Below are 17,339 nucleotides of genomic sequence, written 5' to 3' on the forward strand. Positions count from 1 at the left end.
CATTCGATCCTGAACGCCAACTTCTACCGGGTGAATACGATCTTCCCGTCAGAGTCTTTCGTGAGTGTTCCGCTGTAGACGGCACTCTTCGCGTAGGCGAGTCCATCTGCTTCCACGGTGAAACCTTTCGAGTATTCGACCCGACCATCACTGGTCGAAAGGCCATAGCCTGGCAGCTCGAACCACTGCACACTCGACGAATCGTTCAGGACTCTGGGCTTTTCAGGTATGTTGTCAGGGCAAGATGGGCCGCTCAAGTTTTCTTTAACACACGCATCAGTCAGTGCATCAATCTGCGCATCCACGTCAGCGATTGACTCTGTTTCCACCTGAGCTGAAACTGACAAAGCTCCTGGCGAAATACTGATGTTGGCAGGAACTTCATACGCCCCGGACTGATCGAACGGCCACGGCATATCGAACTCGTTAGTTCCATCGGTACTCAGCTGAGTCATTCCTGTCGGATCTTCATAGGATATGTTGTACAGGGCAGGCAACAGCAATAGGTCATGCCCGTCACTATGCTTCATCGCGTATTCCAATTCGCCGTTGACGATGATGCGCCCAGGTGACGCGGCATTGATAATAGAGAATTTTTCACCCCACCCTGTCACCACCCGATGGCCGTCAGAGTCTTTCACCTTGAATGTCGCAGTCTGCGGATGTTTGGGGTCGTCCAACACGAATTCCACTGTCGCATCAACAACGGAATCGTCGTTCCCTTCGGCTTGAATGACCTTTGCATCGGAAGGAATCGCTGCTGAGGCCTTGTAGAAATCCGTGTCGAGGAATTCTTCAGGGAAATCAATGTCTGTCAGTGCAGCTGCGGCCGACGTTTCACCTGCTTCAAGATGTTTGAAGAACTCACCGAGCAAAGCGACGCTTTCAGAAGTATCGCCCTCACTGCTGGTACTCATCGACGGGCTGCATCCGGAAATCGCGGAAGCTCCAATAATGCAGGCGACAGTGATTTTGAGGATGCCAGTCATTCGTGTGGGTGTTGAGCGCATGAGATTCCGTTCTTCAGACACGCCGCACCTGACGCACGCGGATGACTCTACGCTATCCCATGTTCTACTTTGACCGGTCATTTCCAGCTTCGGTGCTTCCTACCAGTTAGTCCGTGCCTCGGTAGCCTCCTCCCCCATGACATGACGGTTCTAGCTAGGTTCACATTGCAAAAAGAGAGAAGACCCGCACTTCATGTATTCACGAAGTGCGGGTCCTCTGCAGGTGAAGAAGTTGGGCTCGTCAACGAGCGCTAAGAACTAGAAGTCCCAGTCCTCATCTTCAGTGTTGACTGCTTTACCGATAACGTACGATGATCCGGAACCAGAGAAGAAGTCGTGGTTCTCATCGGCGTTCGGGCTCAACGCTGCCAAGATCGCAGGAGACACGTCAGTCACCGTTGCTGGGAACATGGCTTCATAGCCAAGGTTCATCAGCGCCTTGTTGGCGTTGTAGTGCAAGAACTTCTTGACGTCCTCGCTCAGACCCACTGGATCGTAGAGGTCGTGAGTGTACTGTACTTCGTTTTCGTACAGTTCAAACATGAGCTCGAAGGTGTAATCCTTCAATTCCTGCTTACGCTCTTCGCTGGCGCCTTCCAGACCCTTCTGGAACTTGTAGCCAATGTAGTACCCGTGAACGGCTTCGTCACGGATGATCAGGCGGATCAAGTCAGCGGTGTTGGTCAGCTTGGCGTGCGAGGACCAGTGCATTGGAAGGTAGAACCCGGAGTAGAACAAGAAGGATTCGAGCAGAGTCGAAGCAATCTTGCGCTTCAGTGGGTCTTCACCGTGGTAGTAGCTCTCAATGATCTGCGCCTTCTTCTGCAGGTTCACATTTTCAGTGGACCAACGGAAAGCCTCATCAATTTCCTTAGTCGATGCCAAGGTCGAGAAGATCGAGGAGTAGCTCTTAGCGTGCACGGATTCCATGAACGCAATGTTGGTGTATACAGCCTCTTCGTGAGGGGTGATTGCGTCTGGGATCAGCGAAACGGCACCAACGGTACCCTGCAGGGTATCGAGCAGGGTCAGGCCGGTGAAGACGCGCATGGTGAGCAGTTTTTCGTCTTCGGTCAAGGTACCCCACGACTGAATGTCATTGGACAGTGGCACCTTTTCCGGAAGCCAGAAGTTATTGACGAGTCGGTTCCAGACCTCTACGTCTTTGTCATCCTGGATGCGGTTCCAGTTGATAGCTTCAACCTTATTGGTGAGCTGAATCTTTTCGGTCATTGCCCCTCATCGAAAAGCTAAATCGTGTAACGAACGTTGCTATCAACTCTACCGTTCTTTCGAACCGTGAGATCGTAGCAAATCTCAAAGTTAATTTCAGATCCCATGGGATCTGACTTGAGTCTTTATACGAAGCGGCTGCCGTTAGGTTGGACCTTACGGCAGCCGCTTCGTGATATTAATGTCCTACTCGGCGGCCACTAATTGAACTTTAGAGTGCGCAGGAAACGCAACCCTCAACTTCGGTGCCTTCCAAGGCCATCTGGCGCAGGCGGATGTAGTAAAGGCTCTTAATGCCCTTACGCCATGCGTAGATCTGTGCCTTGTTGATGTCACGAGTGGTTACGGTGTCCTTGAAGAACAGCGTCAGCGACAGGCCCTGATCCACGTGCTGGGTAGCAGCGGCGTAGGTGTCGATGATCTTCTCGTAACCGATTTCGTAGGCATCTTCGTAGAAATCGATGTTCTCGTTGTTCATGTAAGGAGCCGGGTAGTAAACGCGGCCGATTTTACCTTCCTTGCGGATCTCAATCTTCGCAGCGACCGGGTGGATCGAGGAAGTTGAGTTGTTGATGTACGAGATTGAACCGGTTGGTGGCACGGCCTGCAGGTTCTGGTTGTAGATACCGTGTTCCATAACCGAAGCCTTCAGAGCATTCCAGTCTTCCTGGGTAGGAATGTGGATGTCTGCGAAAAGCTCACGGACACGTTCGGTGGCCGGTACCCACTGCTGCTCGGTGTACTTGTCGAAGAACTCACCCGACGCGTACTTCGAGTTCTCGAAGTTGTCGAAGGTTTCACCGCGTTCAATAGCAATCTGGTTCGATGCGCTCAAGGCGTGGAACAGGATTGTGTAGAAGTAGATGTTGGTGAAATCGATGCCTTCTTCAGAACCATAGTAGATGTGCTCGCGAGCGAGGAAACCGTGGAGGTTCATCTGGCCCAGTCCGATGGCGTGCGACTTCTTGTTGCCATCCGCGATCGAAGGAACAGAAGCGATGTACGACATATCGGAGACGGCACTCAGTGCGCGAATCGCGATTTCTACGGAACCGGCAAGGTCCTTGCCGTCCATGGCCTTGGCAATGTTCATCGATCCCAGGTTGCAAGAGATGTCCTTGCCAACCTTGGAGTAGCTCAAATCATCGCTAAATTCGGAGGCCGAGGAAACCTGCAGAATCTCGGAGCAGAGGTTCGACATGGTGATGCGGCCAGCAATTGGGTTGGCCTTATTCACGGTGTCTTCGAACATGATGTACGGGTAACCTGATTCGAACTGAATCTCTGCCAGGGTCTGGAAGAATTCACGAGCGCTGATCTTAGACTTCTTGATACGTGAGTCATCGACCATTTCGTAGTACTTTTCAGTGACCGAAATTTCACTGAACGGCATTCCGTATACACGCTCAACGTCGTACGGGCTGAACAGGTACATGTCTTCGTTCTTACGAGCCAGCTCGAAAGTGATATCAGGGATGACAACGCCCAGCGACAGGGTCTTAATACGAATCTTCTCGTCAGCGTTTTCGCGCTTGGTGTCCAAGAAGCGGTAGATGTCTGGGTGGTGTGCGTTCAAGTACACAGCGCCAGCGCCCTGACGGGCACCAAGCTGGTTTGCGTAAGAGAAGGAATCTTCAAGAAGCTTCATCACTGGGATAACGCCTGAAGACTGGTTCTCGATCTGCTTGATCGGTGCACCGTGCTCGCGCAGGTTGGTCAGCGACAGGGCAACGCCACCGCCACGCTTGGACAACTGCAGCGAGGAGTTCACCGAACGGGCGATTGATTCCATGTTGTCTTCCACGCGAAGCAGGAAGCAGGAGACCAGTTCGCCACGCTGTGCCTTACCAGCGTTGAGGAAGGTAGGGGTTGCCGGCTGGAAGCGACCATCGATGATTTCGTCGACCAGCGAGGTAGCCAGCTTTTCGTCACCACGGGCAAGGTGCAGGGCAACCATGCATACGCGGTCTTCGTAACGCTCAAGGTAACGCTTACCGTCGAAGGTCTTGAGGGTGTACGAGGTGTAGAACTTGAAAGCACCCAAGAAGGTTTCGAAGCGGAACTTCTTGTTAAAGGCGTGCTTGAACAAATCACGGATGAAGTTCATCGAGTACTGGTCGAGCGTTTCGCGCTCGTAGTATTCGTGCTTAACGAGGTATTCGAGCTTCTCGTCAAGATCGTGGAAGAACACGGTGTTGTTGTTCACGTGATCCAGGAAGTACTGGCGGGCGGCGTAGCGGTCCACCTCAAACTGGATTTTTCCATCTGGACCGTAAAGGTTCAGCATGGCGTTCAGGTCGTTGTAGCTCAAGCCCTGGAACTGGGCTGGGAGCTCCTTTGAGCTCGTCATCGTTCCTGCCGATTCTGCGACGCTGGTGTCCAAAAGGTTTCAAGCCCTTCTTTGACGTTGAGAACGTCTTCCGAGGTTCCCATAAGTTCGAATGTATATAGGACGGGTACGTTGCATTTCTGGGCAATACGCTTAGCCGCGATGCAGTAGTACTCGCCAAAGTTTGTGTTCCCCGCGCCAATTACACCGCGAAGGTTTGCCCGATTTTCGTCATACCGCAGAAACTTCATAATCTGCGGAACAATCGAATGTTTGCCTCGTTCTCCACCGTATGTGGGGATAAGCAATACATATGGAACGGTGGAGATGAGTTGCGGCTCGGTCGCAAAAATCGGAATCCGAGCCGCTTCCATCTCAAGTTTATCCACGAATCTCTTGGTGTTCTCCGAAACTGAGGAGAAGTAAATCAAGTTCGATTTCGTGAACTCGACCGATCCGTGGGCCCCAGCATTTTGCTTATCAGCAAGAGCTGTAGGTGACATCCTCTTTCGCCTCCACTACTAAGTGAGCGGAATAAGCTCGAGCTTTAGTTAGCTGGAGCGAGCAATTCAATCTTGTCTGGACGGAAGCCCGACCAGTGGTCGTCGTCGGTTACGACAACGGGTGCCTGCATGTAGCCAAGGCCACGTACGTGCTCCAAGGCGGCGGCGTCCTGCGAAATGTCGACCTTGTTGTACTCGACACCCTTCTTGTCCAACGCGCGGTAAGTAGCGTTGCACTGAACGCAGGAAGGCTTCGTGTAAACAGTGATGGCCATGTCCCTGATCCCCTTTAGAAATTCTTAATGTTGGCCGGATTCCATCTGTTGATGGAAATTCCCAGCTGTCCTCTCAGATGCCTCAAAAACAGGGTCTTCGAGGTGCTACTGGTGCGAGCCGCACCAACGGGTTCAATACTACATGTTGTGTTTGGCCGGTCAAGCAGCCACAAGATGATGTATTACAAGTATGTCATTCTTCCCCTGCCACGTCCACAGGATCTGTGGATATTTGACCCCGTTTAAACCGCGATTTTTCGGGGTCCTCTGAACTTTTTCCACAGCTTCACCATTGGAGCATGTGGGTTAAAAATTCATCTGTGACAAGATTCTCGGCGTGTTTCACTTCCCATATCTAGTTGCCTGCTGCCCTGAACTACCACTACATATAGTTTCGCCGGCTGCACCGACAGTTTGATCCTTCTCAACGCCTACTGTGCACAAGATAGAAACGCTACACGGCACAGAAAATGAGATGGCCAACTGATCATCAGCTGGCCATCTGTTCCTGCTCGCAACAGCAGGCTAGTGTTCTGCACGCTTATGCGTAGTTACGCGCACCAAAGATTCCTTGGCCTACACGGACCACGGTGGCACCCTCGGCAATAGCCAGCTCGTAGTCGCCACTCATACCCATCGACAGATGCTTGAAGCTCTCTGGGGCGTTTGGCTGCAACTGCTCCAGCGTCTGGTGCAAGGACGAGAAGCTACCGCGAACCTCGTGCTCGTCACTCGTGTTGGCAGCCATCGTCATGAGCCCCACAGGAGTCAGGCGATCCAAAGGAGCCAACGCTGCCAACAGCCCGGCGGCTTCCGAGGCCTGAATGCCGGACTTACTTTCCTCTCCCGAGGTATTGACCTGAATGAAGACTTCCAACGACCGGTCTTCCAGTTCTAAGCGTCGCTGCAGAGTCTCAGCGAGCTTCACCGAGTCCAAGGCATGGAACTCATCGGCAAACTGAGCCACAAACTTCGCCTTATTCGTTTGCAAGGGGCCAATAATGGCGTAGCGCAGATGCGGGAACTTCTCTCGGAAGTATTCGTGCTTGCCCTGTGCCTCTTGCACCTTGTTCTCCCCCAGGGTGTCTACCCCAGCGGCAATGGCCAACTCTAAGCGTTCGGTGCTGATGGTCTTTGTTACCGGCAATAGACGCACAGAGTCGATGTCACGACCCGCAGCAGTACACGCGGAGGCAATGCGCTGGTTGACCGATGCCAGATTGCGGATGAAATCCTCGGTGGTGGCCGCATGCGCAGCAGCTGGTTGCGAAGTCAAGACGCCTTCTTTCTAGCTCTCACAAAAATGTTGCTGGCGCCAATGGCGCCAGCAACAAGCATAGGCATAAATACTTAGAACATTTGTCGCCAGTTGGTCTTAGCCAGATCTAGCAACTCATCCCCGCGCCCCGAAAGCACCGTACGAATGGCGTAGAGCGCAAAGCCCTTAGCCTGTTCCAACTTGATATTCGGTGGCATCGACATTTCCTGACGGTCTGTGACCACGTCAAGCACCGCAGGGCCATCGTGAGCTAAGAATTCCTTGACGGTAGATTCGAGCTGGGACGAGTCATCAACCCGATAACCCTTCAAGCCGGCAGCCGTGGCGACCGCACCGAAATCTGGGTTATGCAGATCGGTGGCATAGGTGACAAAGCCGGCAGCCTTCATTTCCAACTCAACAAAGTTCAACGAAGAGTTGTTAAAGACCACGATCTTCACCGGCAACTTATTCTGCGTGGCGGTCAGTAACTCACCAAGCATCATTGACAGTCCCCCGTCGCCAGCAAAGGCGATCACCTGTCGGTTGGGATCGATCGCTTGGGCTCCTAGGGCATGGCACAGGGCGTTAGCCATGGAGCCGTGGTTGAAGGATCCGAGGACCCTGCGTTTGCCGGTCATGCTCAGGTAACGGGCCGCCCAGATCACCGGTGAGCCAACATCCGCTGTGAAGATCGTATCGTCATCGGCGGCCTGGTCAATGAGTCGAGCCAAATACTGCGGATGAATTGCCGCTCCTGGCTTGGAACCGGTGGCTAATTCATCAAGCTTGGTCCTGGTCTTGCGGTAATGCTCGAGGGCGTTCTCTAAATGCTTACGGTGTGTCTGCACCGGCAGTAACGCGTTCAACGCCGCTGCCGTGTCCTTCACGGTTCCCACCAATGGAACATCCACCCTGGTGCGTCGACCGATCTGTTCACCACGAATATCTACCTGAATGATCGTGGCATGCTGCGGATAGAACTGTTGGTAGGGGAAGTCGGTACCCAGCATGAGCAGTACATCGCATTCATCGATGGCTTTAGCACCGGAGGCGAAACCAAGTAGTCCGGTCATTCCCACGTCGAAAGGATTGTCGTACTCGATATGCTCCTTGCCTCGCATAGCGTGCACGATCGGCGCAGCCAACTTATCAGCGAGGGCAATCACTTCATCATGCGCCCCGGCCACGCCAGCACCGGCCAGAATCGTGACCTTACGCGAGCCCTCAAGAATTTCGGCAGCTTGCTCCAACTCTTGTTCATTGGGCAACACGCGAGGGTTGGTCTTGATAATCCGTTGGGTCGGTGTGCGTTCCATTTCGGCCAGCGCAACATCTCCTGAAATGACCAATACGGCAACCCCACGCTTTTCGATCGCCTCTCGCATGGCAATACGCAGCATCCTCGGCATCTGCTTAGGATCTGAAACCTGTTCTGCATACACCGAGCAACCGCGGAAGACCTCTACCGGGTTGGTCTCCTGGAAGTAGTTGGAACCGATTTCTTCGGTGGGAATCTGGGCTGCGATAGCCAGCACCGGAACGCGTGAACGGTTTGCATCGTACAGCCCGTTGATCAAGTGCAGGTTACCTGGGCCGCAAGAACCCACACAGACCGTCAGTTCCCCGGTGATTTCAGCTTCGGCCGCGGCGGCAAAGGCGGCTGCCTCTTCATGTCGATGATGAACCCATTCCATCCGCCCGTTCTCCCGCAGGGCATCGGTGAGGCCATTGAGCGAGTCTCCCGGGATGCCGTAAATACGGCGTACCCCTTGGGTATCAAGCTGTTCAATCAGGTGGTCGGCTACGGTAGGCAAAACATTCCTCCTGCACACTATGTTCCAGTGGGTCTACTGTTCACCCTACTGCGCCGTTGAGCCTTGTGCCATGGATATTTGGTGTCCATTCTGGTTCTGCTCACCACACTATTTGGTGGCCGCCATCACAACCGAGCGTCCCATTCTTGATCGCCATGCACTTGGTTGCCGGAAAAGGACCGCCCGCGTTGGCTAGGCTGGTGACATGAGCAATGAACCGATGCGCATGGCCAACACCACGCAGCTTCCCGCCGGCGAGCATAATGGCGCACTGTGGAAACTGGAACCAGCAGCCCGGGACCTTGATGCCAATGTCATCTCCCTGGCACCAGGCGAGCAGATCGGCGAACATCAAGGGCCGGCACTAGATGTGCTCTTGCATGTTTTTGCCGGCTCCGGCGTATTACACACAGCCACCGGGGCGCTCGAGCTGGCCGTGGGAGACATCATTTATCTTCCCAAGCACAGCCAGCGCCAGTTTATCGCCGGCGAGTTAGGGCTGGGATACTTTTCGGTGCATCAGCGCAAAACCACCACCGGCCTCATGCCTGCTCCCCGCGTGGGCTAGTGAGAACTGCCTAGCTTTCAAGCACGCCCTGTTCCATAAACCGCTGAAGCTTGGCGGTGTAGGGAGCTAAGTCGAGCCCTTGTTCGTCAAGCCACTGCTGGCTGTAATAGGTATTGGTGTAGCGCTCGCCGGAGTCGCAGATCAGCGTGACCACGCTGCCCTGCTCACCGCGTTCAAGCATCTGGGCGATGATCCCGAACGCGGCATAAAGATTGGTGCCAGTGGAGCCGCCAGCAAAATACCGGGTGGTTGAGCGAAGGAAGTGCATGGCCGCCAACGATGCCGCATCTGGAACCTGCACCATATGATCGATCACCCCAGGCATAAACGAGGCCTCCACCTTGGGCCTGCCGATGCCTTCAATGCGTGAGCCGGTACCGGTGGCATAGTCCAGATTGCCAGTTCGCCAGCCTTCATAGAATGAAGAACCTTCTGGGTCTGCAACGCAGACGCGCGTTTCATGTTGCTTGTAGCGAGCGTAGCGTCCGAACGTCGCACTGGTACCACCGGTGCCCGCGCCGACCACAATCCAGCTAGGGATCGGATGCGGTTCCGCGGACATCTGCGCGTAGACCGACTCAGCAATATTGTTATTACCTCGCCAGTCGGTGGCCCGCTCGGCATAGGTGAACTGGTCGAGGTAGTATCCCTGAGTTTGGGTCGCTAATTCACGGGCTGCGGCATCGACCTGTCCGGCGCTTTCAACCAGATGGCAGCGCCCGCCATAGAATTCGATGAGCTTGATCTTCTCGGTGCTGGTCGAAGTGGGAACCACCGCAACGAACTCCAGCCCCAACATACGTGCGAAATAAGCTTCGGAGACGGCAGTTGAACCACTGGAAGCTTCCACCAAGGTGGTGCCTTCACTGATTTTGCCATTGACCAAACCGTAGAGAATCAACGAACGAGCCAAACGGTGCTTGAGCGAACCGGTGGGGTGCACCGACTCATCTTTGAGATAGAGCTCGATCCCCCATTCGGCAGGCAGTTCAAACCGCAGCAGATGAGTATCGGCGCTACGGTTGGCATCGGCGTTGAGCTGAGAAATTGCTTGTCGCACCCAAAGATCAGTCATTCTTCCACTTTAGCGGTGGCGCCACGATAGAACCCAGCCGTCGTGATAAATTCAAAATTGTGGAATTAAAGCTGGTTTCGGGTGGATACGCCATCCTCATGGTTCTGGGGTTGAGCTGGGCTGTTTGGGCTGTCATGACCGCTCCTGACCTGGATGAGATTGCAGGCGGCTGGCTGGGTCAAGATGCCACGGTCAGTTCGGTTCCGCTGGTCGGGCAACTGCCTTGGCTGGGAATCATGGTGGCCTTAGCTGCCTATGCCATCTGGCAGGGATTCTCCCGCTGGAAAATTCAGGTGCACCGTAAGATTCGCCCATGGGTTCTAGCCATGGTGCTATTCAATGCGATCTGGGTCTTGTGCTTAAGGCGTGAACTGATCGGTTTTAGCCTGATCGCAGGCTTCATCCTGTTAGCAGTATTGATCCGTATTGTGTGGGTCATTGACCGAAGTCTTTTGGTGCAACATGTTGATCGCTGGATTACCAGAGCGTGTTTTGGACTTTTTGCCGGTTGGCTTTCGATGATCATTGTTGCCGAGGCTCTGGCATTTTCTGCGATGCACGCCGGAAACCCGGATTCCTTGATGTTTAAAGGAACCAGTGCGCTAGCCGTGATCTTACTTGCGCTGTTTTTATCCGCAATTAGTTTCAAGCATCCCATGGGTATTTATCTGAATGCGGGAGCGCTTTGGGTATTGTCTTGCATCATTATTGATCGTTATTCGGGGCATGCGACTTCCCCGCTCTTCGCCACCGTTTGCCTCGTGGCCGCGGTACTGATGCTCATTTGTTTGGTCAGTGCACTACGTACTCGCATCCAGCGAATTCTCAGTTCGCACTGAGCGCAACGCCCTACGCTTGAGAGCTAACCGCTAGCTAGATAGTGTGGAAAGTGAGACCTAAAGGTCCATCAGAGAGGAAAACATGTCGAAGACTGCTAAGAGCTTTAAAGAAGTTGAAAAGTCGTTGGCGAAGCTGGCCAAGGCTGCAAAAGAAGAGCTACCAAAGGAAATTCGTGGTGGCTGGAATGATGCCGTCTCCAGTGTCAATGCTGATGCCATCAGCAAGGCCGGCTCCAACCTGATCGAAAACGTCACCGGTAATTCCAAGGCAGCGAAGCGTGCTCGTACCTCGGTGCAGAATGCGGTTCAGAACGCGCAGAAGAGTCTCGCTCCTGAAAAGAAGTCCTGCAAGGGTGGCAAGTTCCTGATCGTTTCGCTTATCGTCGCAGCGGTTGCTGCGGTCGTCCTATCCCAAGCACAGAAGAAGAACTAAGTTCTCACCTCTTGGTTACACAGTCAGGGCGTGGCATCTATATAGATGCCACGCCCTGACTCGTTTCTAGTAGTTCTTCAACCTACTTAGCTTTTGGTTCGACGGGACTTGACTGCTGCTGCAGCACCAAGCAACGCCAATACCAAGCCGACAGGAATCAGCCACATGCTGTTGGCACCGGTGTTAGCCAGCGACTCATCAGGATCAGTCTGGGCGTCTTTTTCCTCATCGGAGTTATTTGAGCCGTTCGAATCTGAGTCCTGGTTCTCAGCTTCTGGAGTTGGAGCCGGCTGAGACTGCTCTGGCTGCTCGGTCCCCTGAGGATCCTGGTCGTCTTCGGTGTTTTCTGGTTCAGGCTCAGGATCGTTCTCCTGCTGCGTTGGAGTAGCAGTTGGTTCGCTTGATTCACTTGGTTCCGGCGTTGGTGACGGTTCGGTGGAGTCAAGCTCAAAGACCTGTGATACTTCGCCGAGGTTTGCGAACACGGTCTCGCCAGTGGCTTCGTCCACAGCATCGTTATCTGTCACGACATAAACTTCGTCGCCGGCCACTGCTAGACCTTCAAGCTTCTCCTGCGTCCATCCGTGCGTGGCTTGAAGTACTGGCAAGACATCCACGGCGAGCTTCTTGCTCAACATGGTGACGCCGGAATCATCGCTTTGTGCGGTTTCTTCAGGAAGTTCAATTTGGTAGATGGCCTTATGCTTGGCCGCTGGACCCACCTGGTTGTCGCGCTCGATGACTGCGTAGGATCCATCGAGTAGAGCGGTGATTTCAGAGAGCCCATTCCAAGCTCCTTCGACCGCTTCATCCAGCTCATATCCGTACCAGGTGAATTCGCCAGTTGCTGGCAAGTATTTTCCTAGGCGAACAAAGGATTCATCCGGAGCTTCACGCTGCAGGGTGAAGATCACCTGCTCGTCATCTCCACTACCCCGCACGGTGACGCCTTCCAAGCCCTGCTTGCCTAGGGTTCCTACAACGTCTTCAGGCAATGAAACTTCTTCAACGACAGCACCCGAGCTATCGATTCTCACCAACATGTTTTCGGCACCGCTGGCACCCTCGTGGGCTGCCCAGAATCCACCCTCTCCGCGGGCGGCAATGCCTTCAAGGTCAAGATCTGTGCTTGCGCCAGTCACTGGAATGGAACGCTCAATAGTGGCTGGAGTTCCAAGAGTGATGTCGTAGATCTGTGGCTCATAAGCGTTGTCGCTCACCGCGTAGAGCTTATTGGAATCCTGCGGGTTAGCGCTCAAACCACTGAGTGCACCAAAGGGAACGAGCGAATCAGCGTTTGACTGCAGCTGAGGGAACTGTGATTCCTCGGCTCCGAAAGAATACAGGCTAACTGCTGAACGCACGTCGTCTTCATCGGTTTCGGAAGCGACCGCTAACAATCCACGTTCTGGAATTGGCAGGATTCCTTCGGGCCCGTTGGTGGTCGGCAGGGTCTGTAGGTAGCGTGGCGACTCTGGATTGGAAAGGTCGTACACTGCAACAAAGTTGGCTCGCTCGGAGGCGACAAAACCGTAGTCGACACCGTTGAATTCAGCGATGGCTAGACCTTCAGGTTCAACGCCCTTCTTGTCGGCACGATGTTCAGGGAACAGTCCCTGGCCCAAGGCGAGGTGTTCAAGGCTATTACCTGAATCCCAGACGACTTTTCCAGTCTCAGAATCGAAGATGGAGAACCCGCGGCTTCCACCTTTCCAGTCGCCCTCGTTGGCGGTGGCCAGGTAACGATCCTGAAGCCAAGCTACGGCATCTGGTTCGCGAGGAACGTCCTTGAGCGAGCCATCGGTATCTAGCTTGCCATCGTCAGTGGTGTCGACACCCTCAAGGTCAACGCTGCCGGTACTGAAAGCGCTGGTGATGTTGCCCGAAGGCAGGTCGATAAGCACCATGCCGTTATTTTCTTGGAGGGTTACCGCCAGTTGGTTTTTAGAATTGATGCTTACGTACTCAGGCTCTGGGTCTTGTGGGGTATCAAGACCAGCCTCTTCCAATAGTGGTAATGCCTTTGGGTCTTCTCGCGTACCGGAGGTTAGTGGAACTTCTCGTACGCCCCAGCCTTCAGGGTTCTCACCGTTCAAATCCAAGATTGCTACGGAGCCAGCCGGGGTTTGTGGGAGTCCGCCGTCACCAGCGTCCTCATCGCGTTCGTTCTCGATGGCGATACCTGCGTAGGCACCATCCTTGGAGATCGCGATGGAATCGGGCTGTCCTGGCAATTCAAAGCTGCGTACCAGTGAGCGGTCTGCGATCCGCACAACGTCTACACGTCCGGAAGGATCGCTGTAACTTGCCGAGGTATTAACAACGACGAACACGTACTCCCCGTACGCGGCAACGCTTGTTGGTTCATCCTCCGCACTGCCAAGCTGGTGCAGCGCCAATAGGCCAAGGCCCTTAGGGTTTGATGGATCCGAGATATCAACGAATCCGACGCTCCGAGACAGCGCATCGGAGTAGATCAGGGTGTTGCCGTCTTCAGAGACGGTGGAAATTTCTGCCGCGGTGGTTGCTTCAACGCCATCAGGGTGATTCTGATACACCGGGTACGTAGCGACTCGTTCAAAAAATTCACTATTGTCGGCATTTGCCGATGAGCTTATGCTTACGGCTAGGACCGCAGCCGTGACAATTCCAATACTTCTACCTGCAGTGCGATGCACCGGCATCTCCCTTATTAGGTGCTAGTTATTTCCTCCCAAGATTCTCAGTAGAGGGCAAAAAGTTGGTGAACGAAAAGCGACGATCATCAGTCCGATAGATGTCAAAAAGTTCCACTCATCACATTTAGTTGCACTACTTCAACTAAAGGCGCAGAATCACAATGAAACTTCAACTTTCAAGGAGATCGAGATGCAACTGAATAACACCACCGTGCTGGGAACCGGAGTTCTGGGATCACAGATCCTTTTCCAAACCGCCTATCACGGCCTGCCAGTTATTGGCTTCGACATCAGCGAGGAAGCGCTTGAAGCCGCAAAAACGCGTCTAGACTCGCTCGTCGCTGTCTACGGTGAATTCTTTGGGGAGCCCACTAAGGCTCAGGCCGCACGCGATTCCATCAAACTCACCACGGACATGGCACTGGCCGTGAATAACGCAGATCTGGTCATCGAAGCAGTGCCGGAAGATCTCAAGATCAAAGAACAGACCTACCAAAAGCTCGCATCCCTCGCCCCAGAGCACACAATTTTCGCAACAAATTCCTCAACGCTTCTTCCTTCAGACATCTCACCTTTCACTGGTCGCCCAGAACAATTCTTGGCCTTGCACTACGCCAACCACATCTGGAAGAACAACACCGGCGAAGTGATGGGCACTGCCAACACCAGCAAGGAAGCGTATGAAGCTGTCGTTGATTTCGCCGAGCGCACGGGACTAGTGGCCATCCGTGTTCTCAAAGAACAGCCGGGATATGTCTTGAACTCACTACTTGTTCCTTTCCTTGAGTCCGCAAGCCATCTACTAGTTAATGAAGTTGCCGATGCGCCCACCATTGACACCACCTGGAAAATCGGTACCGGAGCACCTTTTGGCCCATTCGAAATTTATGACATTGTCGGGTTGAACACCGCCTATCACATTGCAAGTCACGGCGGGGAAACCAGTAAGAAGTTCGCTGAACTACTGAAATCCGAGTACATCGATCAGGGCAAGCTCGGCGTAGCTACCGGTGAAGGGTTCTACAAGTACGATTAGTCGTCGCGCACCGCCGGGCTAATGCAGGCGTGTTGCTCGGATAGGATGGTTCGGTGGCTCATATTGACGTGACTGACATACAGTATTTCCTCTCCGACGGCACCCAATTGCTCGGCGGTGTCACCTTCAAAGTCTCCGCAGGAACAAAGACTGCTTTGATCGGCCCCAACGGCACCGGTAAAACCACGCTGTTCAAAATCATCGCTGGCGACCTGAAAGCCGATGAAGGTTCGATCAACCACACAGGTTCCTTGGGAATCATGCGCCAGTTTGTTGGCCAAGTGCGTGACGAAACTACGGTCAAAGAACTTCTTCTCTCCACCGCGGCACCGGCATTGGCGCAAGCCGCCGAAAAAGTCGCCAAGTACGAAGAGCTCATGATCACCAGTGACGACGAAAAAGTCCACATGCGCTACGCAGAAGCCATTATCGAGTGGGGTGACGCTGGCGGATACGAGCTGGAAACCACCTGGGACAAGGTCTGCATGGCAGCGCTCGGCGTGGAATTTGATGCGGCATCACATCGTTTGGCCCGCACGCTATCTGGAGGCGAACAAAAACGACTCGTCCTGGAAGCATTATTTGAAGGCAACGATGAACTGTTGCTCTTGGACGAACCAGATAACTACCTTGACGTACCAGGTAAGCGCTGGCTCGAAGAGAAAATGCGCAACTCCCCCAAGACAGTCCTGTTCATCAGCCACGACCGGGAACTGCTGAACAATGCGGCAACGCGCATCGTTACCCTGGAGCCAGGACACGGTGGAGCGACCGCGTGGATCCACGGTGGATCTTTTGGCAGTTATGTTGATGCTCGAAAAGAACGCAATGAACGATTTGAAGAGTTGCGCAAGCGTTGGGATGAAGAGCACTCCAAGCTCAAAGAACTGGTCAACATGTATAAGACCAAGGCCGCATTCCGTTCCGACATGGCCAACCGATACCATGCAGCAACGACCCGCCTCGAAAAGTTCTTAGAAGCGGGCCCGCCACAGGCAATTCCGCTGGAACAAAATGTGCAAATGCGCCTGAAGGGTGGCCGCACAGCAAAGCGTGCCGTCGTAGCGGAAAACCTCGAACTTACGGGTCTTATGAAACCCTTCTCCACTGAAATTTGGTTCGGGGACCGAGTCGGCGTCCTGGGGTCCAACGGTTCTGGAAAGTCGCACTTCCTCCGCTTGTTAGCTAGTGGCGGAAGCGAACCGGAGCGTGAACATCTTCCCGTATCAGACGTGGTGATCGAAAAGGTTGAGCACCAAGGAACGGTGAAGCTCGGCGCGCGGATACGCCCTGGATATTTCGCACAAACTCATACTCGGCCGGACCTTTTCGGACGGACCCTACTTGAAATCCTGCACCGCGGTGATGAGCATCGTTCGGGTTTACCGCGAGAAGCCGCCGCTGGTGCATTGGACGGTTATGGTCTAGCCGGTCAGTCCGAACAGAAGTTTGAATCGCTCTCTGGTGGGCAACAGGCTCGATTCCAGATTCTGCTTCTGCAGCTCTCCGGTGCGACCCTATTGCTCCTGGATGAACCAACTGACAACCTGGACCTACATTCCGGTGAGGCCCTTGAACGTGCCATCGATGCATTTGAAGGATCCGTTCTTGCGGTCACGCACGACCGTTGGTTCGCCAAGGGGTTCGACAGGTTCTTGGTCTTCGGATCCGACGGAACCGTCTATGAATCTGCGGAACCTGTGTGGGACGAAACGCGAGTAGTTCGCAAACGGTGAGCAGCACCCGGCTTCGCTAATGAGCCCTGACGTTATTGATGACTTCCGTCTTTGGAATCAGTAGCGTCATGGCTTTTCCACGTCCCGAAATTGCTCCAGTTAGTGTTCGGGGTGCAACGTCGAGTGCGGGGCTTGCAGCTGGTGGAGCAGTTGATGAATCCCCGGGTGCACCAGCTGCCACCGACGAAATTTCCCGTCCCGCTTCACTTCTACAACGTTGGCACGATGAAGTGTCGCCAGGGATTGGGTGACAGTATTAGGGGCCAAGCCGGTTGCTTCGGCCAGTTGTGTCACCGAAGATCCTGGCGCAGCGTGCATCGCAATGAGCAGCCTAATACGAGTTTCATCTGCACATAAGGAGAAGACCTCAATCCAGTCAGGGATGGTGGCCTGCACCTTGGCCAGTGCGTCAAAAGCAATCTGTTCACGTTCCAACTCAGACACGGCTCGCCACTGTTTCTTCGATGTCGATCGCAACAGGTAATACAGACATCTGTCTGGGTGAACACATGTATTCTGAAAGCAATTAACACCCACTTCTTTTGAAAG

15 protein-coding genes are annotated in these 17,339 nt (G+C 53.8%); 5 read left to right on the forward strand and 10 right to left on the reverse strand.

The genetic code is table 11. The features are described 5' to 3' along the window. Window positions 1-23: 23 nt before the first annotated feature. The 7 genes from QMQ05_RS08735 to poxB all read right to left on the reverse strand — a co-directional run bounded on the left by QMQ05_RS08735 (window position 24) and on the right by poxB (window position 8,425). Window positions 24-989, reverse strand: coding sequence for a hypothetical protein (locus QMQ05_RS08735; protein ID WP_345469289.1), 966 nt, complete (start codon window positions 987-989; stop codon window positions 24-26). A 279-nt stretch (window positions 990-1,268) separates the two neighbouring features. Then, the gene (gene nrdF, locus QMQ05_RS08740) at window positions 1,269-2,243 is read right to left on the reverse strand and encodes a class 1b ribonucleoside-diphosphate reductase subunit beta (RefSeq protein ID WP_345469291.1); all 975 of its coding nucleotides are present in this window, start codon (window positions 2,241-2,243) and stop codon (window positions 1,269-1,271) included. Between the two features lie 211 nt (window positions 2,244-2,454). Next, on the reverse strand, window positions 2,455-4,593 hold the full coding sequence (gene nrdE / locus QMQ05_RS08745) for a class 1b ribonucleoside-diphosphate reductase subunit alpha (RefSeq protein ID WP_345469293.1): 2,139 nt from the start codon (window positions 4,591-4,593) through the stop codon (window positions 2,455-2,457). Next, window positions 4,590-5,075, reverse strand: a complete 486-nt coding sequence (gene nrdI / locus QMQ05_RS08750) for a class Ib ribonucleoside-diphosphate reductase assembly flavoprotein NrdI (protein WP_345469295.1) — start codon at window positions 5,073-5,075, stop codon at window positions 4,590-4,592. The genes nrdE and nrdI overlap by 4 nt, the downstream gene beginning before the upstream one ends. 44 nt (window positions 5,076-5,119) lie before the next feature. After that, window positions 5,120-5,350, reverse strand: coding sequence for a glutaredoxin-like protein NrdH (nrdH, locus tag QMQ05_RS08755; protein ID WP_022875262.1), 231 nt, complete (start codon window positions 5,348-5,350; stop codon window positions 5,120-5,122). 541 nt (window positions 5,351-5,891) lie between these two features. Continuing rightward, a complete protein-coding gene (locus QMQ05_RS08760; RefSeq protein ID WP_345469297.1) occupies window positions 5,892-6,626 on the reverse strand; it encodes a YggS family pyridoxal phosphate-dependent enzyme in 735 nt (244 codons plus the stop codon). Window positions 6,627-6,700: 74 nt separating this feature from the next. Next, window positions 6,701-8,425 carry a ubiquinone-dependent pyruvate dehydrogenase gene (gene poxB / locus QMQ05_RS08765; RefSeq protein WP_345469299.1) on the reverse strand — a complete coding sequence of 575 codons (1,725 nt, stop codon included), beginning with the start codon at window positions 8,423-8,425 and terminating at the stop codon, window positions 6,701-6,703. Between the two features lie 205 nt (window positions 8,426-8,630). Here poxB and QMQ05_RS08770 point away from each other — a divergent pair, with 205 nt between their 5' ends. Further along, window positions 8,631-8,993, forward strand: coding sequence for a cupin domain-containing protein (locus QMQ05_RS08770; protein WP_345469301.1), 363 nt, complete (start codon window positions 8,631-8,633; stop codon window positions 8,991-8,993). A gap of 10 nt (window positions 8,994-9,003) precedes the next feature. Here QMQ05_RS08770 and QMQ05_RS08775 read toward each other — a convergent pair whose 3' ends face one another. After that, entirely contained in the window at window positions 9,004-10,068 is a 1,065-nt protein-coding gene (locus QMQ05_RS08775; protein WP_345469303.1) for a PLP-dependent cysteine synthase family protein, read from the reverse strand. 59 nt (window positions 10,069-10,127) lie between these two features. On the opposite strand from QMQ05_RS08775, the gene QMQ05_RS08780 reads away from it, so the two are divergent. Beyond that, window positions 10,128-10,907 (forward strand): hypothetical protein, encoded by a 780-nt coding sequence (locus QMQ05_RS08780; protein WP_345469305.1) that lies wholly within the window; start codon window positions 10,128-10,130, stop codon window positions 10,905-10,907. Between the two features lie 82 nt (window positions 10,908-10,989). Further along, complete coding sequence (locus QMQ05_RS08785) at window positions 10,990-11,340, forward strand: hypothetical protein (RefSeq protein WP_345469306.1); 351 nt, start codon at window positions 10,990-10,992, stop codon at window positions 11,338-11,340. An 86-nt stretch (window positions 11,341-11,426) separates the two neighbouring features. On the opposite strand, the gene QMQ05_RS08790 is transcribed toward QMQ05_RS08785, so the two are convergent. Continuing rightward, window positions 11,427-14,024 carry an esterase-like activity of phytase family protein gene (locus QMQ05_RS08790; protein WP_434063132.1) on the reverse strand — a complete coding sequence of 866 codons (2,598 nt, stop codon included), beginning with the start codon at window positions 14,022-14,024 and terminating at the stop codon, window positions 11,427-11,429. Window positions 14,025-14,208: 184 nt separating this feature from the next. Here QMQ05_RS08790 and QMQ05_RS08795 point away from each other — a divergent pair, with 184 nt between their 5' ends. Both QMQ05_RS08795 and QMQ05_RS08800 read left to right on the forward strand, forming a co-directional pair. Continuing rightward, complete coding sequence (locus tag QMQ05_RS08795; RefSeq protein WP_345469310.1) at window positions 14,209-15,054, forward strand: 3-hydroxyacyl-CoA dehydrogenase; 846 nt, start codon at window positions 14,209-14,211, stop codon at window positions 15,052-15,054. A 53-nt stretch (window positions 15,055-15,107) separates the two neighbouring features. Continuing rightward, complete coding sequence (locus QMQ05_RS08800) at window positions 15,108-16,790, forward strand: ABC-F family ATP-binding cassette domain-containing protein (protein ID WP_345469312.1); 1,683 nt, start codon at window positions 15,108-15,110, stop codon at window positions 16,788-16,790. Window positions 16,791-16,889: 99 nt separating this feature from the next. On the opposite strand, the gene QMQ05_RS08805 is transcribed toward QMQ05_RS08800, so the two are convergent. Then, window positions 16,890-17,234, reverse strand: a complete 345-nt coding sequence (locus QMQ05_RS08805; protein ID WP_345469314.1) for an ArsR/SmtB family transcription factor — start codon at window positions 17,232-17,234, stop codon at window positions 16,890-16,892. Window positions 17,235-17,339 lie beyond the last annotated feature (105 nt).

It is taken from the genome of Glutamicibacter sp. B1 (assembly GCF_039602135.1).
Classification (GTDB): Bacteria; Actinomycetota; Actinomycetes; order Actinomycetales; family Micrococcaceae; genus Glutamicibacter; species Glutamicibacter ectropisis.

Coding starts and splice junctions, on each gene's coding strand:
- QMQ05_RS08735 (WP_345469289.1), bottom strand. CDS start 989: ATGACTGGCATCCTCAAAATCACTGTCGCCTGCATTATTGGAGCTTCC.
- nrdF (WP_345469291.1), bottom strand. CDS start 2,243: ATGACCGAAAAGATTCAGCTCACCAATAAGGTTGAAGCTATCAACTGG.
- nrdE (WP_345469293.1), bottom strand. CDS start 4,593: ATGACGAGCTCAAAGGAGCTCCCAGCCCAGTTCCAGGGCTTGAGCTAC.
- nrdI (WP_345469295.1), bottom strand. CDS start 5,075: ATGTCACCTACAGCTCTTGCTGATAAGCAAAATGCTGGGGCCCACGGA.
- nrdH (WP_022875262.1), bottom strand. CDS start 5,350: ATGGCCATCACTGTTTACACGAAGCCTTCCTGCGTTCAGTGCAACGCT.
- QMQ05_RS08770 (WP_345469301.1), top strand. CDS start 8,631: ATGAGCAATGAACCGATGCGCATGGCCAACACCACGCAGCTTCCCGCC.
- QMQ05_RS08775 (WP_345469303.1), bottom strand. CDS start 10,068: ATGACTGATCTTTGGGTGCGACAAGCAATTTCTCAGCTCAACGCCGAT.
- QMQ05_RS08785 (WP_345469306.1), top strand. CDS start 10,990: ATGTCGAAGACTGCTAAGAGCTTTAAAGAAGTTGAAAAGTCGTTGGCG.
- QMQ05_RS08790 (WP_434063132.1), bottom strand. CDS start 14,024: ATGCCGGTGCATCGCACTGCAGGTAGAAGTATTGGAATTGTCACGGCT.
- QMQ05_RS08795 (WP_345469310.1), top strand. CDS start 14,209: ATGCAACTGAATAACACCACCGTGCTGGGAACCGGAGTTCTGGGATCA.